The organism is Kosakonia sp. YIM B13588, assembly GCF_042788165.1.
GTDB lineage: Bacteria > Pseudomonadota > Gammaproteobacteria > Enterobacterales > Enterobacteriaceae > Kosakonia > Kosakonia sacchari.
In genome coordinates, this window is record NZ_JBHZPO010000011.1 from 34,257 (window position 1) to 59,028 (window position 24,772).

Annotated in this window: 27 protein-coding genes and 1 riboswitch; of the genes, 2 read left to right on the plus strand and 25 right to left on the minus strand. The window is 57.4% G+C overall.

Features of this window, described 5'->3' with window-relative positions:
* Positions 1-56: 56 nt before the first annotated feature.
* From ACFX4U_RS17735 to fusA, 6 genes are all read right to left on the minus strand, one after another.
* Positions 57-638: a hypothetical protein gene (locus ACFX4U_RS17735; RefSeq protein ID WP_305735629.1), complete on the minus strand. Its 582-nt coding sequence runs from the start codon at positions 636-638 to the stop codon at positions 57-59.
* A 374-nt stretch (positions 639-1,012) separates the two neighbouring features.
* On the minus strand, positions 1,013-2,038 hold the full coding sequence (locus ACFX4U_RS17740; RefSeq protein WP_380218564.1) for an LLM class flavin-dependent oxidoreductase: 1,026 nt from the start codon (positions 2,036-2,038) through the stop codon (positions 1,013-1,015).
* A gap of 144 nt (positions 2,039-2,182) precedes the next feature.
* Complete coding sequence (ldtA, locus tag ACFX4U_RS17745) at positions 2,183-3,133, minus strand: L,D-transpeptidase (protein ID WP_313506845.1); 951 nt, start codon at positions 3,131-3,133, stop codon at positions 2,183-2,185.
* A gap of 82 nt (positions 3,134-3,215) precedes the next feature.
* Complete coding sequence (locus tag ACFX4U_RS17750; RefSeq protein ID WP_249881412.1) at positions 3,216-3,518, minus strand: helix-turn-helix domain-containing protein; 303 nt, start codon at positions 3,516-3,518, stop codon at positions 3,216-3,218.
* Positions 3,519-3,522: 4 nt separating this feature from the next.
* Positions 3,523-3,876 carry a type II toxin-antitoxin system RelE/ParE family toxin gene (locus tag ACFX4U_RS17755; RefSeq protein ID WP_380218560.1) on the minus strand — a complete coding sequence of 118 codons (354 nt, stop codon included), beginning with the start codon at positions 3,874-3,876 and terminating at the stop codon, positions 3,523-3,525.
* 216 nt (positions 3,877-4,092) lie between these two features.
* Positions 4,093-6,195 carry an elongation factor G gene (gene fusA / locus ACFX4U_RS17760; RefSeq protein ID WP_313506840.1) on the minus strand — a complete coding sequence of 701 codons (2,103 nt, stop codon included), beginning with the start codon at positions 6,193-6,195 and terminating at the stop codon, positions 4,093-4,095.
* 237 nt (positions 6,196-6,432) lie between these two features.
* Here fusA and ACFX4U_RS17765 point away from each other — a divergent pair, with 237 nt between their 5' ends.
* Positions 6,433-6,744, plus strand: coding sequence for a helix-turn-helix transcriptional regulator (locus tag ACFX4U_RS17765; protein ID WP_305735625.1), 312 nt, complete (start codon positions 6,433-6,435; stop codon positions 6,742-6,744).
* Between the two features lie 39 nt (positions 6,745-6,783).
* Here the strand turns inward: ACFX4U_RS17765 and cobT are convergent, their stop codons facing one another.
* From cobT to ACFX4U_RS17845, 16 genes are all read right to left on the minus strand, one after another.
* Positions 6,784-7,842 (minus strand): nicotinate-nucleotide--dimethylbenzimidazole phosphoribosyltransferase, encoded by a 1,059-nt coding sequence (cobT, locus tag ACFX4U_RS17770; RefSeq protein WP_313506838.1) that lies wholly within the window; start codon positions 7,840-7,842, stop codon positions 6,784-6,786.
* Between the two features lie 27 nt (positions 7,843-7,869).
* Positions 7,870-8,610 (minus strand): adenosylcobinamide-GDP ribazoletransferase, encoded by a 741-nt coding sequence (gene cobS / locus ACFX4U_RS17775; RefSeq protein WP_313506836.1) that lies wholly within the window; start codon positions 8,608-8,610, stop codon positions 7,870-7,872.
* Entirely contained in the window at positions 8,607-9,152 is a 546-nt protein-coding gene (cobU, locus tag ACFX4U_RS17780; RefSeq protein ID WP_313506834.1) for a bifunctional adenosylcobinamide kinase/adenosylcobinamide-phosphate guanylyltransferase, read from the minus strand. Before cobU ends, cobS begins: the two co-directional genes overlap by 4 nt.
* The gene (locus ACFX4U_RS17785) at positions 9,146-10,669 is read right to left on the minus strand and encodes a cobyric acid synthase (protein ID WP_313506832.1); all 1,524 of its coding nucleotides are present in this window, start codon (positions 10,667-10,669) and stop codon (positions 9,146-9,148) included. The genes cobU and ACFX4U_RS17785 overlap by 7 nt, the downstream gene beginning before the upstream one ends.
* A 202-nt stretch (positions 10,670-10,871) precedes the next feature.
* Complete coding sequence (locus ACFX4U_RS17790; RefSeq protein WP_313506830.1) at positions 10,872-11,582, minus strand: cobalt-factor II C(20)-methyltransferase; 711 nt, start codon at positions 11,580-11,582, stop codon at positions 10,872-10,874.
* On the minus strand, positions 11,579-12,373 hold the full coding sequence (locus ACFX4U_RS17795; protein ID WP_313506828.1) for a sirohydrochlorin cobaltochelatase: 795 nt from the start codon (positions 12,371-12,373) through the stop codon (positions 11,579-11,581). Before ACFX4U_RS17795 ends, ACFX4U_RS17790 begins: the two co-directional genes overlap by 4 nt.
* A 10-nt stretch (positions 12,374-12,383) precedes the next feature.
* Positions 12,384-13,169 carry a cobalt-precorrin-6A reductase gene (locus ACFX4U_RS17800; protein ID WP_349350528.1) on the minus strand — a complete coding sequence of 262 codons (786 nt, stop codon included), beginning with the start codon at positions 13,167-13,169 and terminating at the stop codon, positions 12,384-12,386.
* Positions 13,166-13,891 (minus strand): precorrin-3B C(17)-methyltransferase, encoded by a 726-nt coding sequence (locus ACFX4U_RS17805; RefSeq protein WP_313506824.1) that lies wholly within the window; start codon positions 13,889-13,891, stop codon positions 13,166-13,168. Before ACFX4U_RS17805 ends, ACFX4U_RS17800 begins: the two co-directional genes overlap by 4 nt.
* On the minus strand, positions 13,891-14,946 hold the full coding sequence (gene cbiG / locus ACFX4U_RS17810) for a cobalt-precorrin 5A hydrolase (protein ID WP_305735616.1): 1,056 nt from the start codon (positions 14,944-14,946) through the stop codon (positions 13,891-13,893). The genes ACFX4U_RS17805 and cbiG overlap by 1 nt, the downstream gene beginning before the upstream one ends.
* Positions 14,927-15,700 carry a cobalt-precorrin-4 methyltransferase gene (locus ACFX4U_RS17815; RefSeq protein WP_305735615.1) on the minus strand — a complete coding sequence of 258 codons (774 nt, stop codon included), beginning with the start codon at positions 15,698-15,700 and terminating at the stop codon, positions 14,927-14,929. The genes cbiG and ACFX4U_RS17815 overlap by 20 nt, the downstream gene beginning before the upstream one ends.
* Positions 15,693-16,262, minus strand: a complete 570-nt coding sequence (locus tag ACFX4U_RS17820) for a decarboxylating cobalt-precorrin-6B (C(15))-methyltransferase (RefSeq protein WP_305735614.1) — start codon at positions 16,260-16,262, stop codon at positions 15,693-15,695. The genes ACFX4U_RS17815 and ACFX4U_RS17820 overlap by 8 nt, the downstream gene beginning before the upstream one ends.
* Complete coding sequence (cbiE, locus tag ACFX4U_RS17825) at positions 16,252-16,857, minus strand: precorrin-6y C5,15-methyltransferase (decarboxylating) subunit CbiE (protein ID WP_305735613.1); 606 nt, start codon at positions 16,855-16,857, stop codon at positions 16,252-16,254. Before cbiE ends, ACFX4U_RS17820 begins: the two co-directional genes overlap by 11 nt.
* The gene (gene cbiD / locus ACFX4U_RS17830) at positions 16,851-17,990 is read right to left on the minus strand and encodes a cobalt-precorrin-5B (C(1))-methyltransferase CbiD (RefSeq protein WP_313506823.1); all 1,140 of its coding nucleotides are present in this window, start codon (positions 17,988-17,990) and stop codon (positions 16,851-16,853) included. Before cbiD ends, cbiE begins: the two co-directional genes overlap by 7 nt.
* Entirely contained in the window at positions 17,987-18,619 is a 633-nt protein-coding gene (locus ACFX4U_RS17835) for a cobalt-precorrin-8 methylmutase (RefSeq protein ID WP_313506907.1), read from the minus strand. Before ACFX4U_RS17835 ends, cbiD begins: the two co-directional genes overlap by 4 nt.
* A gap of 11 nt (positions 18,620-18,630) precedes the next feature.
* On the minus strand, positions 18,631-19,587 hold the full coding sequence (gene cbiB, locus ACFX4U_RS17840; RefSeq protein ID WP_305735611.1) for an adenosylcobinamide-phosphate synthase CbiB: 957 nt from the start codon (positions 19,585-19,587) through the stop codon (positions 18,631-18,633).
* Complete coding sequence (locus tag ACFX4U_RS17845; protein ID WP_313506821.1) at positions 19,584-20,963, minus strand: cobyrinate a,c-diamide synthase; 1,380 nt, start codon at positions 20,961-20,963, stop codon at positions 19,584-19,586. Before ACFX4U_RS17845 ends, cbiB begins: the two co-directional genes overlap by 4 nt.
* A 98-nt stretch (positions 20,964-21,061) precedes the next feature.
* Positions 21,062-21,244: riboswitch (cobalamin riboswitch) on the minus strand.
* Positions 21,245-21,697: 453 nt separating this feature from the next.
* On the opposite strand from ACFX4U_RS17845, the gene ACFX4U_RS17850 reads away from it, so the two are divergent.
* Positions 21,698-22,558, plus strand: coding sequence for an L-threonine kinase (locus ACFX4U_RS17850; RefSeq protein ID WP_313506819.1), 861 nt, complete (start codon positions 21,698-21,700; stop codon positions 22,556-22,558).
* Between the two features lie 31 nt (positions 22,559-22,589).
* Here ACFX4U_RS17850 and ACFX4U_RS17855 read toward each other — a convergent pair whose 3' ends face one another.
* The 3 genes from ACFX4U_RS17855 to sbmC form a co-directional block, all read right to left on the minus strand.
* Positions 22,590-22,925: a DUF496 family protein gene (locus ACFX4U_RS17855; protein WP_017458442.1), complete on the minus strand. Its 336-nt coding sequence runs from the start codon at positions 22,923-22,925 to the stop codon at positions 22,590-22,592.
* 166 nt (positions 22,926-23,091) lie between these two features.
* Positions 23,092-24,150 (minus strand): FUSC family protein, encoded by a 1,059-nt coding sequence (locus ACFX4U_RS17860; RefSeq protein ID WP_305735607.1) that lies wholly within the window; start codon positions 24,148-24,150, stop codon positions 23,092-23,094.
* A gap of 126 nt (positions 24,151-24,276) precedes the next feature.
* On the minus strand, positions 24,277-24,750 hold the full coding sequence (gene sbmC, locus ACFX4U_RS17865) for a DNA gyrase inhibitor SbmC (protein WP_200550498.1): 474 nt from the start codon (positions 24,748-24,750) through the stop codon (positions 24,277-24,279).
* Positions 24,751-24,772 lie beyond the last annotated feature (22 nt).

Genomic DNA, 24,772 nt, shown 5'->3' on the forward strand with positions numbered 1-24,772 from the left:
GCGCTTTATAAAAGCGCCACACGATGAGGAGGTAAGGCTTTCAACGGCAGTAAAGTTCAGCCGCCCGTCGCTTTCGGGAAAATCTCAAGGTTTTGGCTGGAGCTGTACATAGGGAAAACTAAAAAGGCCAAACCCGCCGCACCGTGCTCGTACTGCACCGCCAGGTCTGCATTATGAGTAATAAACAGTTTATAATTCCACCACCGGCAACCCGCACTCATATCGGGGGTGCAATTTCGGGACGTAGTGGCTAACTCGCCTTCTTTTGTCAGATAAAAGTAGCGAATATCCGAGTCAGCCGGTTTACTCGCTGCTTCATCCATCAGGATAAATGTTCTCTCGCGCAACACCTTGTTCTGCGCGTCGCGCGCGGTGACCTGCATTGATTTCGCCGGGTAGTTAAAGCGTAACTCAACCACTGCCGCTTTATCGTCAACGACATAGAGAAGTTCGGCTAAGTCTCCTGCGCCCCAATATTTTTCCCCGCTGGATTTGACGGGTTTCGTCATGAAGCGGTAGACCTCATGCGCCCGAATATCCTGGCGGTTCGCGTATTCCGCGTTGTATTGCGCTTTTTGCGGGGAGCTAATGCACCCGGCAAGTAAAACCGACAGTAACAGCGTTAATATTCTGTGCATTTATATCCCCGGCCTTTATTCGGTATTCTGGCGTAATTATGCTCTTCAATGAAAAGGATCGAAAACGCCTTTCGCTACCAAAAAAGGGGGGGAAGAAATATGTTCCCTGGAAAAATAACAGACCCTCCGCTGGGATAAGTGTTTATCCCTGGCTATTATCCGACACGGGTTTGCCGCCATCAGGAAGCAAAAAAACCTGAATCGCTTTCCGGCACTGTTGCGCGCAGAAAATGATTCAGGTTTAGCTCACATCGGGTAATAACGAATACGGTTACAATCTCGCGTGTCTTGCCACAGAATACAGGCTGTTAATTCACCGATAAGTCTCGTAACTCATCGCGACGCTAATTTGTAAACACGCGCAGAGTTTCAAATCAATCACGCCAGCCCATCTCCGGTGCGACATGCTTAAGAATCGACTCAATCACGTGCGCATTATAATCCACGCCTAATTGATTCGGCACCGTCAGCAGTAGTGTGTCCGCTTCGGCAATGGCCTCATCCTTTTTCAGCTGTTCGATTAATTTACCCGGTTCTGCGGCGTAGCTGCGGCCAAAAACAGCGCGGGTTTTCTCATCAAGAAAGCCGATTTTATCGCTGTCGTCACGGCTGCCACCGAAGTAAGCCCGATCGCGATCGTCCATCAGCGCAAAGATACTACGGCTGACGGAAACGCGCGGCGTGCGCGAGTGCCCTGCCACTTTCCAGGCTTCACGGTAGGCTCGAATCTGCTGCGCCTGCTGGATATGGAACGGTTCGCCGGTTTCATCATCTTTCAGCGTGGAGCTTTGCAGGTTCATCCCCAGTTTTGCCGCCCAAACCGCTGTCGCGTTCGAGCCTGCGCCCCACCAGATACGTTCGCGCAAACCTTCAGACCAGGGTTCCGGGCGCAGCAAGCCTGGCGGGTTCGGGAACATCGGCTGCGGGTTCGGTTTGGCAAACCCTTCGCCGCGCAGCACATCCAGAAACGTTTCCGTATGATGGCGCGCCATATCCGCATCGGTTTCGCCTTCCGCCGGCTGAAAGCCAAAATAACGCCAGCCATCAATAACCTGTTCCGGGGAACCCCGGCTGATGCCCAGTTGCAAACGACCGCCGGAAATCAAATCCGCCGCACCGGCATCTTCTGCCATATACAGCGGATTTTCATAGCGCATATCGATAACGCCGGTGCCAATCTCTATTTTGTGCGTTTTGGCGCCAATAGCGGCCAGTAGCGGGAAAGGTGAGCTGAGCTGGCGGGCAAAGTGATGCACGCGGAAATACGCACCATCCGCGCCGAGCTCTTCAGCGGCAACCGCCAGATCGATGGATTGCAGCAGCGTATCAGCCGCTGAACGTGTCGCGGATTGCGGCGAAGGTGTCCAGTGACCAAATGACAAAAATCCGATCTTCTTCATGGCGTCGTAGTCCTTCTGTTCAGAGAGGTAATCAGCAGGCGGGAATTAGTTTCCCGTCCAGAATTGCCCTTACTCTACGCACTCCCTGAGAAGAATAAATACCGATTGTTTAACCTTAAAGTTCAAATTTATTGATAAACCATTCTATAGCGGTTGTTTATCTATCGGGTTGTCCACAGCAGGCGCACTAATATTTACCGGCATACCGGAACGGCGCTCCAGCTCCTGGGTTACGCGGTTCGCATCAATGCCTTCGCCTTTCATCAACGCATGTAATACTGGGGTGGCGGGAAGCGGGACTTTGTTACTGGACTCAAACTCGGCGCGATTACGGGATAGCGGTTCGTGAACTTCCACCCAACTGCTACCATCCGGCTCGGTGGTAATTTTGACCGGCTGGTCGATAATCTGCACCCGAGTTCCCACAGGCACGTTGTCGAAGAGGTATTTAATGTCGTCGCTGCGTAAACGGATACAGCCCTGACTGACACGAAGCCCAATGCCAAAATTAGCATTCGTACCGTGAATGGCGTACAGCTTCCCGATATAGATAGCATAAAGCCCCATCGGGTTATCCGGCCCGGCAGGCACAAACGCAGGTAAAGTTTTTCCCTCTTTCTCGTACGCTTTTCGGGTATTCGCCGTGGGCGTCCAGGTTGGCCCTTCCTGCTTGCGTTCCACCGAAGTCACCCAGTTGCGCGGTGTTTCGCGTCCGGCCTGGCCGATGCCAATCGGTAAGATTTCGACCGTATTCGAATCTTTTGGGTAATAGTAGAGGCGCATTTCCGCAACGTTAATCACAATGCCTTCGCGGACAGTAGCGGGTAGGATCACCTGCTGCGGAATGACCAGTTGTGAGCCAGCTTTAGGTAAAAAGGGATCGGCATCCGGGTTGGCTTCAAGCATATTACTCAACCCCTGTCCGTACTTCGCGGCGAACGCTTCCAGCGGTAACGTGTTTCCCTGCGCAATGGTGATAGTTTGCGGGCTTCCCACCAGCCGGCTGCCTTCCGGCGGCAGCGGATAACTTACGGCCTGCGCGCCCTGGGCACAGAGTAAAGCAACACAACAGCAAAGCAGTTTAACGCAGCGCATCATCTTTTCCTCGGGCGCAACGGGTATTTGCTAATGATAGTTTGCTTTGCGGGTTTTCTCTTTTTTACAGCACGTTATCGCTTCAGAGCGCAAAGCCATAGTGCGAACCATCCGGCAGCTCAATATCAATGCGTAGCTTGCTGCCTGTCGCTTCCACGTAGCGCTTCAGCGTGGAAAGTTTAATATCCCGCCCCTGCTTTTCCATCACCGCTACCGTGGGCTGCTTCAGCCCCAACTCCTGCGCCATTTCGATCTGCGTTTTTTGTACCCGCTCACGCAGCTCGGCAAGGTGGATGTTGAGCAGCATCTCTTGCGCGAGTGACTGCGCAGCGGTGACAACATCGGCCTTTTGTTCGGCAATTAGCTGTTCCAGCGTTTTGCTCATCGTGTTACTCCTTGATTTTAATCTTGTGCAGATGGTGAGTTAGCTCCCGATCTGCAATCTGGATCATCACATCGTAAAAACGTTTTTCATGACTCGCCTTGTTGCCAGCGCAAAGCAATATGCCCACGCGCTGCGGATCAAAGGCATAGAAAACCCGAAACGGTTCGCCCCGGCTTTGTATGCGCAACTCGTTCATATTGTTATTACGCGAGCCTTTTACTGTATCCGCGTAAGGTCTTGGTAGCTGTGGACCTTTAACCCGGAGCACCATCAGCGCCGCCAGCACACTGGCGCGATCGTTGTCACCCAGTGCATCAAACCACTTTTCAAACGTCTGCGTCATTGTTATCTGCCACACAACACACCTCATTAATATAGATCAAAAACTATATAGATCAAATTCTATATTTGAATGATGTAGAGTTCGGTTGGTGTATGCATGCACAGATGGAAAGTAATGAAAGCGTGATTCCTGAACATCAACCGCAAAATGCAACGTTGCATTGATTTTGCGGCCCGGCTTCATACAAGAAAAAACCCCGCCGGAGCGGGGTTTGCTGTTACAGCCTATGCGTTATGCTTTTGCGCGGCTGGCGATGATGTCATCCGCCACGTTGCGCGGCGCTTCCGCATAATGGTGGAACTCCATGCTGTAGGTCGCGCGGCCTTGCGACATGGATCGCAGCGTGGTGGAGTAGCCAAACATCTCGGCCAGCGGCACATCGGCGCGGATAATCTGGCTACCGAAACGCTCTTCCATGCCCTGCACCATCCCGCGACGGGAAGAGAGATCGCCCATAATGTTCCCGGCGTACTCTTCCGGCGTTTCCACTTCCACATGCATGATCGGCTCAAGGATTGCCGGAGCCGCTTTACGTGCGCCATCTTTGAAGCCAAAGATCGCCGCCATGCGGAAGGCCATTTCCGAGGAGTCGACATCGTGATAGGAACCGAAGGTCAGGGTTGCCTTCACATCGACGACCGGGTAACCCGCCAGCACGCCGTTGTTCATGGCTTCGCGTAGGCCTTTTTCCACTGAAGGAATGTACTCGCGCGGCACCACGCCGCCTTTGGTCGCGTCTTCAAATACAAAGCCGCTACCCGGCTCCAGCGGTTCAAGCGTCAGAACTACATGACCATACTGACCTTTACCGCCGGACTGGCGCACAAATTTACCTTCGATATCCTTCACGGTTTTACGCAAGGTTTCGCGATAGGTAACCTGCGGGCGACCAATATTTGCCTCCACGCCAAACTCACGTTTCATGCGGTCAACAATAATTTCCAGATGCAACTCGCCCATCCCGGAAATAATCGTCTGTCCGGACTCCTCGTCAGTATGCAGACGGAATGATGGATCTTCTGACGCCAGCCGTTGCAACGCGATGCCCATTTTCTCCTGATCCGCTTTTGTTTTCGGCTCAATAGCAAGCGAAATCACCGGCTCAGGGAACTCCATGCGCTCCAGGGTGATCACTTTATCCGGGTCGCTTAACGTGTCACCGGTGGTGACATCTTTCAGACCGACGCAGGCGGCAATATCCCCGGCGCGCAGCTCATCCACTTCGTGGCGATCGTTGGCATGCATCTGCACGATACGTCCGATACGCTCTTTCTTGCCTTTCACCGGGTTGTAAACCGCATCACCTTTTTTCAGCACGCCGGAATAGACGCGGATAAAGGTAAGCTGGCCAACATACGGGTCGGTCATCAGTTTGAACGCCAGCGCCGAAAACGGTTCGTCGTCATTCGCATGGCGCTCTGCCGGTTGGCCTTTTTCATCCACGCCCTGAATGGCAGGGATATCCAGCGGCGACGGCATCAGTTCCACCACCGCGTCGAGCATGCGCTGGACGCCTTTATTTTTAAAGGCGCTGCCGCACAGCATCGGCTGAATTTCGCCAGCAACCGTGCGTTTGCGCAGACCGGCAATAATTTCCGCTTCGTCCAGCGAGCCAGTTTCCAGATATTTATCCATCAGCTCGTCGCTGGCTTCCGCCGCCGCAGAGATCATTTTCTCACGCCACTCCAGCGCGGTTGCCATGAGCTCATCCGGTACCGGACCATAGCTGAAAGTCATGCCTTGCGTCGCGTCATCCCAGATGATTTCGCGCATTTTGATCAAATCCACCACGCCGGTGAAGTGCTCTTCCGCGCCAATCGGGATCACAATCGGCACCGGGTTGGCTTTCAGGCGGTCGATCATCATCTGCACCACGCGGAAAAAATCCGCGCCGGGTCTATCCATCTTGTTGACGAACGCGAGACGCGGCACGTGGTATTTATTCGCCTGACGCCACACGGTTTCCGACTGCGGCTGCACGCCACCCACGGAGTCATACACCATTACCGCGCCGTCGAGCACACGCATGGAACGTTCCACTTCAATGGTGAAATCCACGTGCCCGGGGGTGTCGATAATGTTTATGCGGTGCGGCTCAAAACCTCTGTCCATACCGGGCCAGAAGCAGCTTACCGCCGCAGACGTAATGGTAATGCCGCGCTCTTGCTCCTGCGCCATCCAGTCGGTTGTTGCCGCGCCATCGTGTACTTCACCCAGTTTGTGGCTCATCCCGGTGTAAAACAGAATGCGCTCAGTGGTGGTTGTTTTACCGGCATCGATATGCGCGGAGATACCGATGTTGCGATAACGTTCGAGGGGGATGGGTCGGGGCATGATGCGTCCTTAGTCATTTGACTGTTAGTTCGCGACCGGAATTGGCCGCTATTCATTCACGGCATCTATAATAGTACAACTGTACGAGTATATTCGAACTATTTTTGCTATTCTTACGATTGGTTGAGCCGCGATTGACCTCGTGGCTTTCGCAAAGCAGTTTGCGTATAGTACCGGCCCAGCCGCCGATACGGGCTGCTGCTTTTCCAGCACAGCCACCGCCGACACAGGAAGATTATGATCGCTAACCACCCCGAACGTGAGCAATTTCGTCTCGAAAATGTGCTCTTTGCCCTTGGCAATCCCCTGCGCCTGGCGATGGTTAAACGACTTGCCGACGGCAGCGAATTGAGTTGTAACGCCCTGCGCCCGGAAGATGTGGCGAAATCCACGATGACGCACCACTGGCGCGTCCTGCGTGATAGCGGCGTGGTCTGGCAGCGCCCGCAGGGTCGGGAAAATATGATCTCCCTGCGCCGTGAAGACCTCGACGCCTGCTTTCCGGGGTTGCTGGATACGCTATTGCAGGCGATGCAAAAAGAGGGGTAATGCCGGGCAAGGCGAAGCACCACCCGGCAAAAGACATCGTTATTTCGTTTCCGGCAACACAATATTGCTCGCCGCCAGCGTGCCCATGTTGTTGTAGATCGCACAGGCCGCATCGACCAGTTGCATCGCCAGCGCCGCCCCGCTCCCCTCGCCTAAGCGCATGCCCATGTTGAGATACGGTTCCAGCCCCAGATGTTCCAGCGCAAGACGCGCGCCTTTTTCCGCCGACAGATGCGAAGGGATCAGGTACGGTTTTACCTGTGGCGCAATGCGGCACGCCGCCAGCGCCGACGCGTAAGAAAGAAAACCATCCAGCACCACCGGCAAACCACAAGACGCCGCACCGAGCATCACGCCGGTCATTCCCAGCAGATCGTACCCCCCCACTTTTGCCAGCACTTCAAGGCCATCGGCGGGGTTGGGCTGGTTGACGGCAATCGCTTTACGTACCACCTGCGCTTTATGTCCGAGCAGGCTTTCCGGCAGGTTTGCGCCAATGCCGACCACATGTTCAGGCTCTTCGCCGGTCAGCACGCTGACAATCGCCGCCGCCGGCGTGGTGTTCGCCATACCGAGTTCACCGACACCGAAGAGCTTCACGCCTTGCGCCGCCAGCTCTCGGGTATAGCGCATCGTTTCCAGCAGCAACGCTTCGGCTTGCTCTGGGCTCATCGCCGGACCGGTGGCGATATTGCCGCTGCCGCGCGCGACTTTCATATTCACCAGACCCGGGATCGGATCGGCATCAATGCCAACATCCAGCACATGTACTTTCGCACCAGCCTGCGCGGCCAGTACGCAAACGCCTGTCGTTGCCTGCGTCATGTTCGCCGCCTGAATCGCGGTGACAACCTGCGGTGATACCGCCACGCCCTCATGCCAGACGCCATGATCGGCGCACAGCACCACAATGGCTTTCTCACCGCTAAGCGGCTTGCCGTTTAACCCCGGCATTCCCGCCAGTTGCACCGCTAATGCCTCCAGTCGGCCAAGGCTGCCAACCGGCTTCAGTAAACCATCCAGATGACGCTGTGCCTGCACCATCGCTACGTTATCGGGAGCCGGGATACTTGCCAGTAGTGTCGTCAATGTCTGCATCTTGTTTCTCGTTATGTTGCGGGCTGTTCAGAGCAGCGCCAGAAGAAATAGCAGTTCGCCAAGTTCAATCGCTGCACCCAGCGTGTCGCCGGTTTGCCCGCCCAGCGTGCGTTTAAGCATCTGCCCCAGCAGGAAGATCGCCGCCAGCGTCACCAGCAGCGCAATAATCCCTTTCATGCCCAATATGGCAATCGCCAGCAACGCCGTGATTGCCAGTGTGACCAGCGTGTCTCTGGCGGAAACTTTGCCGATAAACAGGTTGCCCAGCCCCTCTTCGCGCGCATAGCGATGGCCGAACATCAGTAATACTGAGCAACCACGCCCGGCGGCGCAGGCCATCGCCAGCGCCGCAATCATGCTGACACCGCGCAGTTGCAGCTCGCTGATAACCAGGATTTTGGCGACCAGCACAAACACCAGCGCCAGGCCGCCGTGGGTACCAAGTCGGCTGTCACGCATGATCTCCAGCATCCGTTCGCGTCGCCGCGCGGAAAAGACACCGTCGCAGGTGTCCGCAAGGCCATCCAGATGAAAACCGCCGGTTAGCAATGCCAGCGCCAGCACGCCAAAAAGCGCCGCCAGCGGCACGCCGCACCAGGGTTGCAACGCCAGCACGACGACACCGCTGAGCGCCCCAAGCAGCAGGCCAACCAGCGGAAATGTCACGATGCCGCGCACATAATCCGCAACATCCAGCCCCTGAACACAACGACCTGGTACCGGCAAACGGCTGATAAAAGAGAGCGTGGCGAAGAACAATTTGATCATTTGATTTTGACTCCAATCCCGGACACCACCAGCCAGACGTGATCTGCCGCCTGCGCCAGCCGCTGGTTGACGCGCCCGGCGATATCGCGGAAATGCCGCGCCAGCCGGTTTTCCGGCACAATGCCCATGCCCACTTCATTGGTCACCAGCACCACCGGCGACGGGCACGCCGCACAGGCTGCAATCAATTGCTCAATCTCATCCTGAACCTGCGCTTCCAGCGCAGCGTAATCCCAGTTATCCGGGTCGTCGCCCGCGCCAGAAGCAAACAGCAGATTGGTGACAAGCGTCGTAATGCACTCCAGCAATACCGCTTCGTCAGGGTTGTTATGCGGGGTAATGAGGCCTGACAACTGCTGCCAGCGCTCTTCGGTGCGCCAGTTTTTGGGGCGTCCCGCCCGATGGTGCTCAATACGCGCCGCCATTTCATCATCAAAGATTTGCGAAGTGGCGATATAGAGCACCGTTTTTGCGTCCGCGACCAGCGATTCGGCATGGCGACTTTTGCCGCTGCGTGCGCCGCCGGTAACAAGGGTTAACATGCCTGCTCCTGATGTTGCTGCATAATTTGATAAATACGATCAATGTCCACATGCTGACGCATGGCGTCGGCGAGGATATCAAACTGCTGCGCTTTGTACTGCGCATAATCAACGCGCGCATCCAGCGGCGGCAGCCCTTTGCGCTGGCGTAGCCCGTTAAGCAATGTGCGCGTGAACGCGTCGCTATCAAACAAGCCATGCAGATAGGTGCCAAACACCAGACCGTCGTTGCTGACCGCGCCGTCTGCCACACGCTGACCCGCTTTTTGTAGCCACATCGCCGGCTGGCAACCGCTGCTGCGCGTGGTTTCACCCAGATGAATTTCATATCCGCGCAGCGTTAGCCCGGCACACGGCGCCAGCCAGCCGGGTAGCGCCTCCGACAAACTCGCCTCGACGCGCGTGGTGGTTTTATCGCGGGCAAACCGCGTCACCGTCTCCAGCAACCCCAGCCCTGGCAGTTGCCCCAGCCCGGACTCCACCTCATCAATAAGGGTGTCGCCAAGCATTTGATACCCGCCGCAGACGCCGATAATTGGCACACCCGCGCGATGGCGTTCCAGCACTGCTTTCGCCAGCCCGCTTTCGCGCAACCAGTTAAGATCGCCAAGGGTGTTTTTACTGCCGGGAAGGATAAGCAGATCGGCGCTGTGCAGCTCGTCCGGTGTGCGCACGTAATGAACGCGCACATCCGGCTGAGCGGCAAGCGCGTTGAAATCGGTGAAATTAGAGATATGCGGGAGTTGCACCACGGCGATATTCAGCGCCCGCTCGCCGGTGCGCAAGTATTTCCCGCGCTGTAATGCCACGCCGTCTTCATCTTCAAGGTCGACCTCCAGCCACGGCATTACGCCAATCACTGGTACGCCGGTCAATTCTTCTATCTGCTTAATTCCAGGGGTGAGCAGCGCGACATCGCCGCGAAACTTATTGATGATCACCCCTTTCACCCGCCAGCGCTCGTGCTCCTGTAACAGCGCCAGCGTGCCGTAAATCGCGGCAAACACGCCGCCTCTGTCAATATCAGCAACCAGAATGACCGGACAAGCGGCCATCTCCGCCATGCCCATATTGACGATATCCCGGTCGCGCAGGTTGATCTCCGCCGGGCTGCCGGCGCCCTCAAGCACCAGCGCGTCATACTCCTGCGCCAGGCTCTGGTACACGCGGATAATCTGCTCGCGCAGGCGCGGTTTATATTCGTGATAACTCACGGCGTCCATATCGGTCGCGACTTTGCCCATCAGCACCACTTGCGCTTTGCGATCGCTGGTCGGTTTTAGCAGCACCGGGTTCATGCGCACATCCGGCTGGATACCCGCCGCTTCGGCCTGAAAGATCTGCGCGCGCCCCATCTCATGACCGCTTGCGGTGATACCGGAGTTAAGCGCCATATTCTGCGATTTAAACGGCGCGGTTTTTAGCCCGTCCTGATGAAAAATACGGCACAACCCCGCCACCAGCACGCTTTTGCCCACGTCCGATGCGGTGCCCTGCAGCATAATGGCCTGCGTCATGACGCCTCCTTAACCTGCGTCGCCCATATGTGGGCATGTTTGCACAGCGGCACTGCTGCCCGCCGTGCCGTTTTACTTCTCACAAGCCATGTAGAATAAAGCAATGTCATGGCTGGCGATAATATGATGATTACTCCATTATCGGCATACTCCGCTTAACCTCGCGGGTGAACACCGGTAGCCCTCGCATATCAGGGCGCTGCTATGCCTTCTCCCACTGTTTATTCACCAGAATGGTCGAAAAATAGGGCAACGGCTGATCGTCGCTCACCTCGCCCAACCGCCGCCAGCATTGTTCTCCCGGCAGCGTGGCTTCTGCCATCATCAGCGCATGGTCGAGCAACCCCGCTTGCGCAAGCAGCGCTTTGATCCGCGCGAAACGGCCATAGACTTTCATCAACACCAGGCTGTCGTGCTGCGCCAGTGCCTGGCGGATGTCGCTTTCCGGCGCGGTGCAGGAGACCACCGCCAGCGACTGTTGTTCCATCGCCAGCGGTGTTTGCGCCCGCGCGGCAATAGCGGCGAACGAGGTGACGCCGGGAATAATCTCCAGATTTTGCGGGTGTTGCAGGCGCTGCAGCAAAAACACCCAGGTGCTGAACAGCATGGCGTCGCCAAGCGTAATAAAACCGACCTGCTTACCGGCCTGCACTTCAGCCTCCAGCGCAGCGGCAACCTCATCCCACACCGCCTCTTTTTCCGCGCTGTTGGCGCTCATCGGGAAGTGACAACAGCGCACGTCGGTCTGCTCACCGAGGTACTCGCGCACAATCGACAACGCCAGGCTATCGCCGCCTTTGCGCCCCGCCGGGGCATACAGCACATCCAGCTTTCCGAGAATGCGCGCACCGCGCACGGTGATCAGATCCGCAGCGCCCGGGCCGGTGCTGAGCGCATAGAGTTTTCCGCTCATGCCGCCACCTCCAGCGCGTGTTCAAGCGCCTGCTGCAAATGCTGAACAAACATCGCGCGGATATCAGCGTTTTCACCCAGGCCTTGCAGCCACGGCGTGGCAGAGATACCGACGCGTTCAAACTGCGTTTTCCACGAATCGTCGTCATCGGAAGCCATGTCATTAATCGCGTGATCGCCCGCCACCAGCATCAGTGGCATCAGGTGGACGGCTTTCACCCCTTCATGGCGCAAACTGTCGATCACCACATCGATTTCCGGGTAGCTTTCCACCGCGCCGACGCGCGCCGGGAAGCGATGCGCCGCCATCATATGATCAAGGCACGCATACGCGGCAAAAGCATGGTGGCTGGCACCGTGGCCCATAAACACCACGCGTTCGTCCGCGGCAACCATCGGCATCTGGCGCGAAAGCGCCTGCATCAGATGCAGGTAATCTTCATGGCTGCTGAGCAGCGGCGCACCAATCACCAGCCGTTTAAACAGCGGGCGCATCATTTGCACTTCGTGAACAATTTTTTCATATTCGTCGCCGTTGATAATGTGCAGCGACTGGATTGCCACATCCTGATAACCCTGTTCCGCCAGCTTTTGCAGCGCCTCCAGCGGGGTATCAATGTGCAGATTATCGCGCTGCCTGAGCTTGCGAATGATCATGCCGGAGGTGAACGCGCGAAACAGGGTGCGATCCGGGCAACTGGCCGCCAGCTCGCGCTCGCAGGCAACAATGTTTTTCTCACAGGTGTCGTGATAGCTGGTGCCGAAGCTCACCACCAGAAGGGCTTTTTTCACTTTTCTCTCCTCACTGTGCCGCCAGCCAGCGCCGCAACCGCCTGGCGAAGGCATCCTGACTGTCGAGTAACTCTTCCCCACTCACCGCAGGTTGCGGGCGGGCAATGACGATGCACGGGATGTCGGCATCCAGCGCGGGCTGTACTTTTTCCAGATAACCACCTTCTGCGCCGGAGGCTTTGGTGATCATGACCTCCACCCGGTACTGGCGATAAAACGCGGCGTTAAACCCGGCGCTGAACGGGCCGCAGAGCGCGAAAATATCGCCGACGCCAAAACCCAGCGCCGCGCACTGCGCCACCACCTCCGGCACAGGGAGCACGCGCGCCAGCAAGGTTTTATCCGGCAAGCCCTCGCGCCAGCGCGCCAGATCTTTACTGCCGGTGGTCAGCAAAATGCGCTCGCCCAGTTCGCGGGCTTTGGCGCAGGCCTCTTCCAGCGTGGCGACATAAAACAGCAACGGATGGGTTAAATCCGGTAACTGCTCCGGGCGCTGATAGCGGCTAAGCAGCACCTGCGCCTGCGCGCAGGCCGCGGCAATATTGCGGCTCACCATATCGGCATACGGGTGCGAAGCATCAATGACCCAGCGCGTACCGTGGTGTTGCAGCCACGCGACCATATCGCCCATCTCCAGCCGCCCGCAGCGGACCTGGCCGCGAATATTCCCTGCAAGCTGCTGCCCGGTCGGCGTCGCCACCGACAGCGTGTAGCACACATTGGCTGCGTCCAGTTGCTGGCAAATTTGCCGTGCATCGCTGGTGCCGCCGATAACCAACACCTCTCCGGCGGTCACAGGGGGTAGCCCCGGGGCGTGATCATCAGGCCGTTTTGCACATAAGTGGCGCGGTTGCCGACAATCACCAGGCTGGTCATATCGACGGGTTCAAAATCCATCTCGCCAAGCGTGGTCAGCCATTTTTCCTCTTTCTTTCGCCCGGCAGATTTCACCACGCCCACTGGCGTGTCGGCGCTTTTGCTGGCTGTGAGCAGTTCAAACGCGCGCGCCAGGTGGCCTTCGCGACCCCGGCTGCGCGGGTTGTAGAAGCAAATAACGAAATCCGCCTCACCCGCCGCGACAATGCGTTTTTCAATGACCGGCCACGGCGTCATCAGGTCGCTTAAGCTGATATGACAAAAGTCATGCATTAGCGGCGCGCCGAGCAGCGCCGCGGCGGCAATGCTGGCGGTCATGCCCGGCACCAGACGGACGTCAACATCCAGTTGCTGCTTGTTCACCAGCTCAAGCACCAGCCCGGCCATGCCGTAGATCCCCGCGTCACCGCTGCTGATCAGCGCCACATTATGTCCTGCCTGCGCCAGCTCAATCGCCGCCTGACAGCGTTCGATCTCTTTGCACATGCCGGTTTTGATCACCTGTTTATTGCCGGTAAAGGCTTTCACCAGATGGGTATAGGTTTTGTAACCGACCACAATTTCCGCCGCCTGCAACGCTTCAACGGCTTCCATGGTCATCATTGTCTGTGAGCCGGGGCCAATTCCGATTACCGTTAACATCAGTGTGAAACTCCCAAAGTAATAGTCACGCCCTGCTCGCGCAGGGTTTCGCCAGTCAGTTGCCCGTCGCTCATCAGCCATGCCGCCGGGCCGGAGACGCTCCCGACCCCGGCGTTGCGGCGGACAAATTCCGAAGCGGGAAAATGGTGTTCGTATTGCCGCAATGCCTCAGCCGTGAAAACGTCAAACTGCACGCCCAGGCTTTGTGCCAGTTGAACCAGCCCTTTTTCATCCTGCTTTAAGGTGATGCTGCCAATCGCGCGCAGCGCCAGCGGGTCAATGGCGTACGTCTGCAACTGGCGTTGCAACAGCGTCGAGAGCAGCGTAAACGGCGTGTCACGCCGACAGCCCATCCCCGCCACGATGCGTTTCGGCACCAGCTTGAAAACGGGCAACGGCAGTGCTGGCAGCGCCGCTTGCGTGGTTACACACACGACACCATCCAGTTCCGGTAACGCATCAAGGCGCTCAACCGCGATAAAACCGCGCGTATCGCAGCGCGCCACGTTCTCGCGCATCGCCGCTTCGCACCACAGGCCAACGCGTTTACCGCTGACCAGCATCTGATTGATGGTCTTTACCGCCGCGCGAAAATCCTGCATTCGCGCATCTAACTGGATGGCCAGCGTGTCGAGAGCCGCCAGATCGTTCACGTCTGTCGCGGTGGTGATCACCGGATCGGCGTCCAGCACCGCCGCGAGGTAGCGCGCCAGCGCATTCGCACCGCCGCAATGCCCGGAAAGCAGGCTGATCACATGCTGCCCGCGCTCATCAATGACGATCACCGCCGGATCGTTAAACTTGTCATTCACCAGCGGGGCGATAACGCGCACGGCAATGCCGGTTGCGCCGATAAAAATCAGCGCTGAAAAGTGGCAAAACGCCTCGCGCAGACTCTTCGCAAAACTCCCCTCGAAGGGCTGAAACCCCGCAGTGAGCAGTTTCTCGCTGGTAAAACAGGTCATCGGCAGCGCAGATTGCAGCCGCGCCGCCAGCGCCACACCGCCCGGCGTCAGACAAAACAGCGCTATCGATTCAGGCTTTGCGGTATTCATGACTAAAATCCGCCGCGTAAAGCCGCGAGTAGTGGAACTCTTCGCCCAGAAATGCGCCCACGAGGATCAGCGCGGTTTTGCGGATCCCGGCATCGCGTACTTTGTCAGCAATATCCGCCAGCGTGCCGCGCACCGTCTGGCTTTCCGGCCAGGTCGCTTTGTAAACAACCGCCACGGGCGTGGTCTGCGGGTAGCCGCCTTCGATTAAGCGTTCCGCTACGCGGTGAATGCGTTGTACCGAGAGGTAAATCGCCATCGATGTCTGATGGCTGGCAAATGCCTCCAGTTGCTCGCGCTCCGGCACCGGCGTGCGTCCTTCGAGGCGGGTGATGATCAGGCTTTGCGACACGTCCGGCACGGTGTACTCCACACCCAGCTCCGCCGCCGCGCCGAGAAACGCGCTGACGCCGGGTACAACCTGCCAGCGAATGCCGCGGCGGGTTAACACTTCTCCCTGTTCGCGCACCGAGCCATACAGCGAAACGTCGCCGGTTTGCAGGCGCACCACCACTTTCCCGGCCTTCACCCCGGCTTCCATCAGGTCGATGATTTGCTCAAGGTGCAGTTCAGCACTATCGTGGCACTCTGCGTCTGGCGGGCAGTATTCCAGCAGTTCGGTATTAATCAGCGAACCGGCGTAAATCACCACCTGCGCCTGTTGCAACAGGCGATACCCTTTCAGCGTGATGAGCTCTTTATCGCCCGGTCCTGCGCCCACAAACCAGACAGGTTGTGCATCCGCGTGCTCAGCCATGGTGTTGCTCCTTTTCACAGGAAATTAAAAAAACGGGATTATGCGCTTTGAAGTAGTGGCCGCTACCAAGCGGGGTCAGTTGAGAAACCTGAAGTTGCTGGCAATCCAGCGCAGTGACGGGGCAATCGGCCAGGTGTGCCAGTGCGGTACTGAGGTTTTCCTGCAGAATAAAGGTCATCACCAGCCGCCCGCCGGGGTTAAGTTGCGCCAGCGACCAGTCGATAAGTTGCGTCAGGTTACCGCCACTGCCGCCCATAAATACCGCATCCGCAGGCTGCTCAATGAACAACGGCGCAATACCGGGGATCAGGGTGATATTACGGCAAGCAAAGCGCTGACAATTCGCCTCCAGTAGCCCGAGCGCTGCCGGGTTGCGTTCAATCGCCGTGACCTGCAATTGCGGGTACGCCAGCGCCGCTTCAATGCTCACACTGCCGGTGCCCGCGCCGATATCAATCAGATGGCGGGCATCGTGCAGCGCCAGCTTCGACAGCGCCACTGCGCGCACGGCCTCTTTGGTCATCGGCACTTTTTCACCGCGAATAAACCGCTCATCGTTCATTGAGGATCACCACCACATTCATTTCGTAATGCTCCTGCACATCCGCCGGGCGCAGCCAGTGGATACGTTCATTGTCCATACCGAGGTTTTCGCCAATCACCAGCCAGCGATTCGCTGCCCCGCGCGAAATCAGCGCGTCGGCAATGGCTTTTGGCCCGCAGCGGGCATCGGTCACCATCGCGACTTTGCTGGCGCGCGCCAGGGCATCGAAATCGACGTCGCGCCCGTGGCTGCTGGTCAGCCAGATATCGTTCATATCAATACCGGTGCGCGCGCAGAGGTACTGCGCGGCGCTGATGCCGGGAATAATGCGCAACTGCACAATACCGAAGTGCGCCACCAGCCGTGTGCCGATGCCGTAAAACAAGGGATCGCCGGAGGCCAACACCACGACATTGCGCGCGCTCTGTTTTTCCAGCCACGTCAGCAAAGCAGGAATGTCGGCATCCAGCGCCCGCCGTTGCCCGGCAAAATCAGGGAACTGCGCCAGATGGCGTTTACCGCCGACCAGCACTTCAGCCTGCGCCACCGCCTCTTGCGCCTGCGGCGTCATCAGCGCCAGATTACCCGGCCCCATTCCGGCAATGGTCAACATCTGAGATCTCTCGCAATTTCTTCAACCGGACGGTTCGCGCCCAGCACCTTGTTATCAAAGGAGAACATCACGGCGTCGCACTGCGGCGGGTTGTTCGTAAAGCGCAGCATCTGTTCGATACGCAGGCAGATGCGGGTTGCCAGATGAGCGTAAAGCTGGCTGAACCCGGCAGCGTCGATGTGTTCCATTGCCGCTTCGGTGGTGTCGCATTCGCTCACCGCCAGCAGCAGTGCGTGCGGCGCGCCAAGCAGCGCCAGGTGTGCGACCAGCGTTTCCATGCGCGCATCGGCGATATGGCTGTGGGTGTGAAAGATCCCGGCGGCGATTTTCACCAGCTTGCCGGGGTGACCGACCAGCACGATATGCCGGAAACCGAGGCGCACCGCCTCTTCGATCATGTAGCCGACGAAATTACTCATGGTGACCACGAGTTCGCCAGATACGCGCAGATGCTCGCGAACAAAACGCTCGCCGTGGTTGCCAGGCACCAGGATCACGCTCTCCATCCCGGCGGCACGTTTTAACTCCAGCTCCAGCGCCAGCGAGCGTTTCCAGCTCTCTTCCGACATCGGCGTGACAATGCCGGTGGTGCCAATAATTGAAATACCGCCAAGAATTCCGAGCCTGCCGTTGTAGGTTTTCTTCGCCCGCTCCTCCCCTTCCGGGGCAAAAATTTCCACCTCTGCGCCGCGCGTCGGACCAATCACTTCGCGCACGGCGGCTTCGATAGTCTGGCGCGGCGTACGGTTGATGGCCGCTTCTCCCACCGCCAGGCCAATGCCTTTACGGGTCACCGTGCCGATGCCTTCGCCGCCGCGCAGGGTTATCTCCCCCTCATCATTGAGCGTGACGCGGGCGAAAATCAGCATGCCGTGGGTAGCATCAACGTCATCGCCGCCGTCCTTGCGAATGGCAGCAATCCCCTGCAGGCCTTCCACATGCGGGCATTCGACGTTCAGGCGCAGCGTGACGCCCGACGGCGTGACAATCGACACCTGGTGAATAAGGTGCTGGCGCAGCACCATCAGTGCTGCTACTTTCGCCGCCGCCGTCGCGCAGGAACCGGTGGTATAGCCTTTGCGCAGCGCTTTCCCGTTGTGCCACACCGGGTCGTCGAACGCTGGTTCGCTCATTGCGCCTCCCGCAGGCTATAAAGTAGCGCGTTAACGATCGCCGCCGCCACGTTGCTACCGCCTTTGCGCCCGCGTGCGGCAATACCCGGTAAGCCGCTCACCACCAGCGCCTCTTTCGATTCCGCCGCGCCGACAAACCCGACCGGCACGCCGACCACGCCGTTCACCGGCGTGTTATGTTCCAGCAGGCGAAACAGCGCGGTGGGCGCATTGCCGAAGACAAACACTTTGCCACCCTCTTCACCCAGCGCCAGATCAACCGCCGCCATCGAACGGGTGATGCCGTCAGCTTTGGCGCGGCGCACCACGCGCGGATCGGAGATATAACACCGCACTTCGCCGCCGAATTGCGCCAGCAGCGTTTTGTTAATGCCGGAAAGCGCCATGGTGGTATCGGTATAAAGCGTGCAGCCCTGTTGAATCGCGGTGCACAGGCTTTCCAGCGCATCGGCGGAGAACCATAAGATATCGAGCCAGTCAAAATCCGCTGTGGTGTGAATGACCCGTTTGATAACCGCTTCATGCAGCGGGCTGGCAAAGCGGTAATCGGGACGCGTCTCTTTAATGATGTCGCCGATAATGACAAAACTTTTGGCTTCAATAGCCTGCGGTTGCTGCAAATAATCCATCTTTTCCATCCTCAGGCTCCTATCCACACAAAACGCACCAGCGCAAACAGCGCCAGCGCCAGCGTCGAAGCCAGCCACATCATCTGGATGGTTCGCCCGATGTCATCAACGTCAATGGCGCGGGTGTCATCACCAATCCAGGGTTTGTCGACGCGTTCGCCGAAGTAGTCGTTTGGTCCGCCAAGTCGCACGCCGAGCGCCCCCGCCACGGTGCCTTCCGGCCAGGCGCAGTTCGGGCTGCTGTGATTGTTACGGTCACGAAAACCGATACGCAGCGCGGCGCGGGCATTCTGGCGACAACACCAGGCGGCGACGCTCAGCAAAAACCAGCTCAGGCGCGCCGGGATAAAATTGGCGACATCATCCAGCCGGGCGCTGACCATGCCAATGGCGCGGTACTTTTCATGTTTGTAGCCGACCATCGAATCCAGCGTGTTGACCGCTTTGTAGGCCATTGCCAGCGGCGCGCCGCCGAGCAGCAAAAAGAACAGCGGCGCAATCACCCCATCGACGGTGTTCTCGGCGACCGTTTCCACCACCGCGCGAGTGATTTGCGGCGGCTGCAACTGGCGGGTATCGCGCCCGACGATCCAGGAGAGTTTTTCGCGGCTTTGGAAAAGTAGTCCGTCGCGCAGCGGCTTTTCAACTTCCCGCGCCATGTCCGCCAGGCAGCGGGTGGCAAGCGTGGTGAAAATCATCCACACCTCAACGCACCAGCCAAACCAAGGATGAATGGCGTTCGCCAGCACCAGTACGCCCCAGGCCAGGCTCCAACTCACGCCGACCACCACCAGCCACATCACGCCGCCGCCAATGCGCAGCGCGTTATCGCTATGGCAGCAGCGCCGCACCATGCTTTGCAGTAAATTAATCAGCGCGCCAATCCAGCGCACCGGATGCGGCCAGTGCAGCGGGTCGCCCAGCAACCGGTCGAGTAAAAAGGCCACAGCCCAGGCAAGCAGTGTCATTGCGCGCTCCTTGCAGCGGCAAACCAGTGATTGAGCATTTGTGGGCGTTGGGCGAAATGCAGATGCAGATAGCTGGCGAACGTGTTGCCAACCTGCCAGCCGCCCTGCCAGCGTTTCAGCACTTCGCCGTCGCGGGTTTTATGGCAGTCAAGCACCGCCGCCGTTTGTGCGGTGAAATCCGAGTAGTGAAATTCATGACCGCGCAAAGTTTCACCGGCAGCTGCCAGTAAGGTCTGTTGCGTGGCGCGGGCTTCGCAGTAGCCAAAGCGGGTCAGTTTGTTGCCCATCACGCTAAGGCCGGGGATCACATTCGCCATCGGCCATTCGTCGCCGTCCGCGTCACGCAGCGCGGTGCCGAGATACATCAGCCCGCCGCACTCAGCGTAGATCGCCACACCTCGCCGATGCGCCGCGCGGATAGCCTCCAGCATCGGGGTATTTTCTGATAACGCCCGCGCATGCAGCTCCGGATAACCCCCGCCAAGCCACAACATCTGGCATTCCGGCAACTGGCGATCCCGCAGCGGGCTAAAGCGCACAATGTGAACACCTGCGCGTTCCAGTAAATCGAGGTTATCGGGGTAATAAAAATTAAAGGCTTCATCAAAGGCTAATGCCAGCGTCAGCCCTGCGCCTGCAACGGCGTCCGGTAATGGCGGTGTTTGCCCTGCGGGAAGGGTCGTGACCTGGCTGAGCGTCAGCAGTTGGTCAATATCAAGGGTTTGCTCCAGATGCCCGGCAAAATCGTGCCATGGCCGGGCTTCCACCAATGATTCACGCGCGGTCACCAGCCCGAGATGGCGCTCCGGCAGCGCAATGCCAGGCGTGGTCGGGACATAACCCAGCACCGGGAGCGCGCAATAGCGTTCAATGGCGTGTTTGAGTAGCTGAAGATGGCTGTCGCTGTTGACCCGGTTAACGATAACGCCGGCAATCGGCAGTTGCGGATCAAAGTGCTGAAAACCCATCACCGTGGCGGCAATGGAGGTCGATACCGCTTTGCCGTCAACGAGTAAAATCACCGCAACACCGAGCTGTTTTGCCAGCGCGGCGCTGCTGCAATAATCGGGGTCGGTGCCGTAGCCGTCGAACAATCCCATCACGCCTTCAATAACGGCGACATCGCAGTCAGCGACATGCTCGCAAAAAAGCGCGTTCAGCGTGGGTTCCGCCAGCATAAAGCTGTCGAGGTTGCGGGAGGCAACGCCAGAAACAACGCTGTGCCAGGCAGTGTCAAGGTAATCCGGGCCGACTTTGAACGGCTGAACGCGTAAGCCACGGCGCTTAAAAACAGTGAGCAGCCCCAGCGTGACAGTGGTTTTCCCACAGCCGCTGCCGGTTCCGGCAAGGAGAAAGGCGCTGCGCCTGTTTGACATTGCTGACACCCCATTACGGGTGGAAAGCTGAAGTCAGGCGCGCGTTTGCCCGGTCTTGCGACCGTACGCTTCTGAGCAACCCACTTCCCACCGAAGTTGTTGATAATGACCCATCAGGTCGGTCTTCTGGCTTAGCGTCATCCTCACCCGTCCTTCCCGATCTGGCGATCAGTGGCGTTTTCGGGGTTGTCAGCATCACAGCAGCGGGGGCTGCGGGGGATTTCCACCCCCTTCCCAGCCGCGCAAAAAGCGGCGGCAAAACCTGTTGGCTTATTGCGTCACGACGCGAAAACAGGGTTCGCGTTCTCATGACATTTCCCCAAAGCGCACTGGATTGCCGCAGGGAAAGAAAACTGAAGCAGTTTATCGTCGCGTAAACGCGAGTTTGTTGCGCTATGACAATGTATTGCGCACCCGCTTTTATCAACACCTGATTTATTCAGGTTTTACCAAACGATTTTTAGCGCCGGAATTGACTCAACGCTGCGCGGGTAATTCAAGACCGTTTCAGGCGGTAAACGAAATACTGATGGAACCACGTAATAACGCTGACGAAAAACGTTGTGCGGTATCGAGCTTGCGAAAATCCTTACCTGGCGACGGTAAAAGCCATCTGCGAATAGCAATAACGAAGCATTCTTCATGCCTTGCGGGTTATATACCAGCAGTTGTTAACGCTGGCATTCGAGCGGATGAAGTGACACTATCCGGTTTTATTTTTAAGGGGAAGCACCGTGACGCAGGCAGCATGTCCCGCATCCTGCGGCGAAATCATCCAGGGCTGGATCCTCGGCGGTGAAAAGCTGGTCTCCTGCCCGGTGGCGTGGTACAGCCACGTGGAAGTCACCACCGGTATGCCGCTTGCCAATGAACGCCCGCTTACCCGCGCGATGCTCAGGCAACTGCTGGCGCACTGGCAACTCCCCGCGTCACTTTCATCGACCCTGCGTATTGACTGCCACTCGACGATTCCGGTAGCGAAAGGCATGGCCAGCAGCACCGCCGATATCGCGGCGACAGCCGTGGCAGCAGCCCGACACCTCAATCAACCATTGGATGAAGAGACGCTGGCACAGCTTTGCGTGGCGCTGGAGCCGACCGACAGCACGCTGTTTTCAGGCCTGACGCTGTTTGACCACAACACGGCCGCAACGCGCATTCCCTGTGGCGCGCTACCACACACCGAGATCCTGTTACTGGAAAGCCCGCTGACGCTGACGACCGCAGATTATCACCGGATGGCGCGCCAGCAGGCGCTGCTGGACAATGCGGAAATACTGGACAGCGCGTGGCAAACGCTACAGCGCGCGTGCGCACAAAAGGATGCCGCGCTGCTCGGCCAGGCCGCAACGCTTAGCGCGATAGCCAGCCAGGCGCTATTGCCGAAACCCGCGTTCAATACCCTGCTCAATCTGGTGGAGCGGTTCGATTTATACGGTCTGAACGTGGCGCACAGCGGCAGTGTGGTGGGTTTGTTTCTTGATTCGGCACGACATGATGTGGAAGCGGTTTGCCGGTTTTTAACGAAGAGTGAGCTGGCGGCGCACTGGCCGAAAAACTACTTGTTGAAGATGGTGGCGGGCGGCGTGAAATAAAGGTGAGAGGCGAACCTCTCACCGCGAGGCATTATTCGGTTTTCGCTTCAACCGACTTCAGTTCGCCCATGGTTTTCAGCTTTTTGGAGATGTCGCGACGCTCTTTCGACAGCTCGGCGTTTTTGATGATGTAATCATCGACGCGATCTTCGTAGTCGGTTTTCATGCTGGCGATAATGCCCTGAATGGCTTCGACGCTCATGCCCGGTTTGATGTAATCGCTGAGGTTATCCAGCAGCAGTACGCGCTTCTGGTTATCACGGATCTTCTTCTCAACGTCCTGAATTTCACGCTGCAACTTGTTTTTGCGGCGGAACAGACGCACAAACTCCAGAACGTCCTGGAACGAAGGCTTGGTTGTTTCCATTTTTACACCCCTGATAATGTGAGATTCGGATTCGTTAACGCAACAAGCTTAGAGGCAAACCTACCCAAAGCGGTTGCATATGACAATAATTTTTCCTTTTGCCTATCATAACCACAAATCCAGCTGAATCGAAACAACCAGACTGTGTACAGCGGCTATCTGCCGCTTATTTGCGCAATGCCCGGCAGATCAAATGCGATAGCAATTCCAGCTGGCGCGCCAGCTCCAGGCTTAACCAGACGTAACCATGAATAGACGTTTCGACCAGCGCATCACTTTGGTGCTCGCGGCTTAACTGGCGTAACTCGGTGACAATCTCATTGAGCTTTTCCGTGTTTGCCAGAATCGGTTGCGGGTTGCCTTCATACAACGCGTGGGCAATGGTCAGCAACGTCTGCTGCGTCATCTGCTGCGTTTCACGCAACGTACTCGCATTGATCATGACAAAATGGCTGGCGCGCGAGCTCCAGTGGGCATTGATCTGCAGCTCCAGCATGCACACCAAATTACGGCTGACGGTCTGGATAGCTTCAAAAATCGCTTTCTGGATATGGGTCTCTTTACTGGCCGGCGTGATTAAGCCGCGCATTTTTACCACGTCATTGAGAATTTTTTGCAGGTGCTTTTCCAGACGCGGCCGCTCCACCAGGTTGCGGGACAACCCCGCCTGATAGACCCGGTTAAACGCCGTGACATAATTCGCCATCTGAATGCGCCAGTGCAAAAATGCACGCTGCGGCCAGATGCCGGTGAACAACATGGCCAGCAGCGAACCAATAATGACATCGCCACTGCGCCACAGCGCTGTTTGCATATCCCCGGTAGGCGCGCCGACTACCACCGAGAGCGTCACACCGATAATCAGCGCCTGATAAGGCTTTTTACCGAGCGCCAGCCAGCCGCATATAAACATCGCAACGGCACACCACACCAGCATCACCGGCAAAGAAATCAGCTCCAGCCTCAACGCCACCAACCCCAGTGCGGCCCCGAAGATGGTGCCGCCGATACGCTCAAAAGCGCGCGGAACAACATTCCCCCAAAAGGAAATTGGCCCCATCAATACCACCAGCGTGATTAATGGCCAGGTACCTTCCGGCACATCCAGCAGGCGGATCAGCAGGAAAGTCAGTACAAAGGCCAGAGCAATGCGCACGCCGTGCACGACGCGATAATGGCGGTAAAGACGAATTTCAAAAGGGCTGAGCGATTTGTCGCGGCGCACGGCCGTTCTCCGGGCTAGAAATAAAAAGAGGCGCAATTGTAGGATTTTTCAGTGGCAGATATCACCTTTTAAAACAAAAAAGAGACGCCAGTTTGATCCTGACGTCCCTTTGCATATGTTTACGGCTTACAGCACTTTCGACTCTACCGGAATATACATCTCAATCTCCCAGTAACCGTCGCGTTGCCCGTCGTTGCGATAAATTTCGAAACAGGGCCCGGCCGCAATCTGTAATGCCTGATCGGTGAGCAACTCATCGAAAAAGAGATCCCAACTGGCGGCAAACTCTTCGTTGTAAACCCGCGCCTGCGCCACCGCATACTGACCGCCCGGAACCTCGGTGGTCATCACCCCTTCGCTGTTGGCTGGCACCTGAAACGCAGCGTCAACGGTGATCGCCACATCCGCCCGCAATTTTTCTGCTGGCACTTCATCCGGGTTGTCGTAATAAACGCAAATCCACTCCAGCGGCTGGATCTGCTTGTTATCAACCCACATCGACAGCTGCGCAAATCCCTGTTTAACTTTCTCGTCCCACGGCCCGACCAGATGAAACCCGGCGATACGGCGTTTTTCACACTGCTTGACTGTGTAGCTCATACTAACTCCCTTAGCGTTACTG

Bases quoted from the DNA above. Each gene is read 5' to 3' on its own strand.
- ACFX4U_RS17735 (WP_305735629.1), bottom strand. From the start codon at position 638: ATGCACAGAATATTAACGCTGTTACTGTCGGTTTTACTTGCCGGGTGC.
- ACFX4U_RS17740 (WP_380218564.1), bottom strand. From the start codon at position 2,038: ATGAAGAAGATCGGATTTTTGTCATTTGGTCACTGGACACCTTCGCCG.
- ldtA (WP_313506845.1), bottom strand. From the start codon at position 3,133: ATGCGCTGCGTTAAACTGCTTTGCTGTTGTGTTGCTTTACTCTGTGCC.
- ACFX4U_RS17750 (WP_249881412.1), bottom strand. From the start codon at position 3,518: ATGAGCAAAACGCTGGAACAGCTAATTGCCGAACAAAAGGCCGATGTT.
- fusA (WP_313506840.1), bottom strand. From the start codon at position 6,195: ATGCCCCGACCCATCCCCCTCGAACGTTATCGCAACATCGGTATCTCC.
- ACFX4U_RS17765 (WP_305735625.1), top strand. From the start codon at position 6,433: ATGATCGCTAACCACCCCGAACGTGAGCAATTTCGTCTCGAAAATGTG.
- cobT (WP_313506838.1), bottom strand. From the start codon at position 7,842: ATGCAGACATTGACGACACTACTGGCAAGTATCCCGGCTCCCGATAAC.
- cobS (WP_313506836.1), bottom strand. From the start codon at position 8,610: ATGATCAAATTGTTCTTCGCCACGCTCTCTTTTATCAGCCGTTTGCCG.
- cobU (WP_313506834.1), bottom strand. From the start codon at position 9,152: ATGTTAACCCTTGTTACCGGCGGCGCACGCAGCGGCAAAAGTCGCCAT.
- ACFX4U_RS17785 (WP_313506832.1), bottom strand. From the start codon at position 10,669: ATGACGCAGGCCATTATGCTGCAGGGCACCGCATCGGACGTGGGCAAA.
- ACFX4U_RS17790 (WP_313506830.1), bottom strand. From the start codon at position 11,582: ATGAGCGGAAAACTCTATGCGCTCAGCACCGGCCCGGGCGCTGCGGAT.
- ACFX4U_RS17805 (WP_313506824.1), bottom strand. From the start codon at position 13,891: ATGTTAACGGTAATCGGAATTGGCCCCGGCTCACAGACAATGATGACC.
- cbiG (WP_305735616.1), bottom strand. From the start codon at position 14,946: ATGAATACCGCAAAGCCTGAATCGATAGCGCTGTTTTGTCTGACGCCG.
- ACFX4U_RS17815 (WP_305735615.1), bottom strand. From the start codon at position 15,700: ATGGCTGAGCACGCGGATGCACAACCTGTCTGGTTTGTGGGCGCAGGA.
- ACFX4U_RS17820 (WP_305735614.1), bottom strand. From the start codon at position 16,262: ATGAACGATGAGCGGTTTATTCGCGGTGAAAAAGTGCCGATGACCAAA.
- cbiE (WP_305735613.1), bottom strand. From the start codon at position 16,857: ATGTTGACCATTGCCGGAATGGGGCCGGGTAATCTGGCGCTGATGACG.
- cbiD (WP_313506823.1), bottom strand. From the start codon at position 17,990: ATGAGCGAACCAGCGTTCGACGACCCGGTGTGGCACAACGGGAAAGCG.
- ACFX4U_RS17835 (WP_313506907.1), bottom strand. From the start codon at position 18,619: ATGGATTATTTGCAGCAACCGCAGGCTATTGAAGCCAAAAGTTTTGTC.
- cbiB (WP_305735611.1), bottom strand. From the start codon at position 19,587: ATGACACTGCTTGCCTGGGCTGTGGCCTTTTTACTCGACCGGTTGCTG.
- ACFX4U_RS17845 (WP_313506821.1), bottom strand. From the start codon at position 20,963: ATGTCAAACAGGCGCAGCGCCTTTCTCCTTGCCGGAACCGGCAGCGGC.
- ACFX4U_RS17855 (WP_017458442.1), bottom strand. From the start codon at position 22,925: ATGGAAACAACCAAGCCTTCGTTCCAGGACGTTCTGGAGTTTGTGCGT.
- sbmC (WP_200550498.1), bottom strand. From the start codon at position 24,750: ATGAGCTACACAGTCAAGCAGTGTGAAAAACGCCGTATCGCCGGGTTT.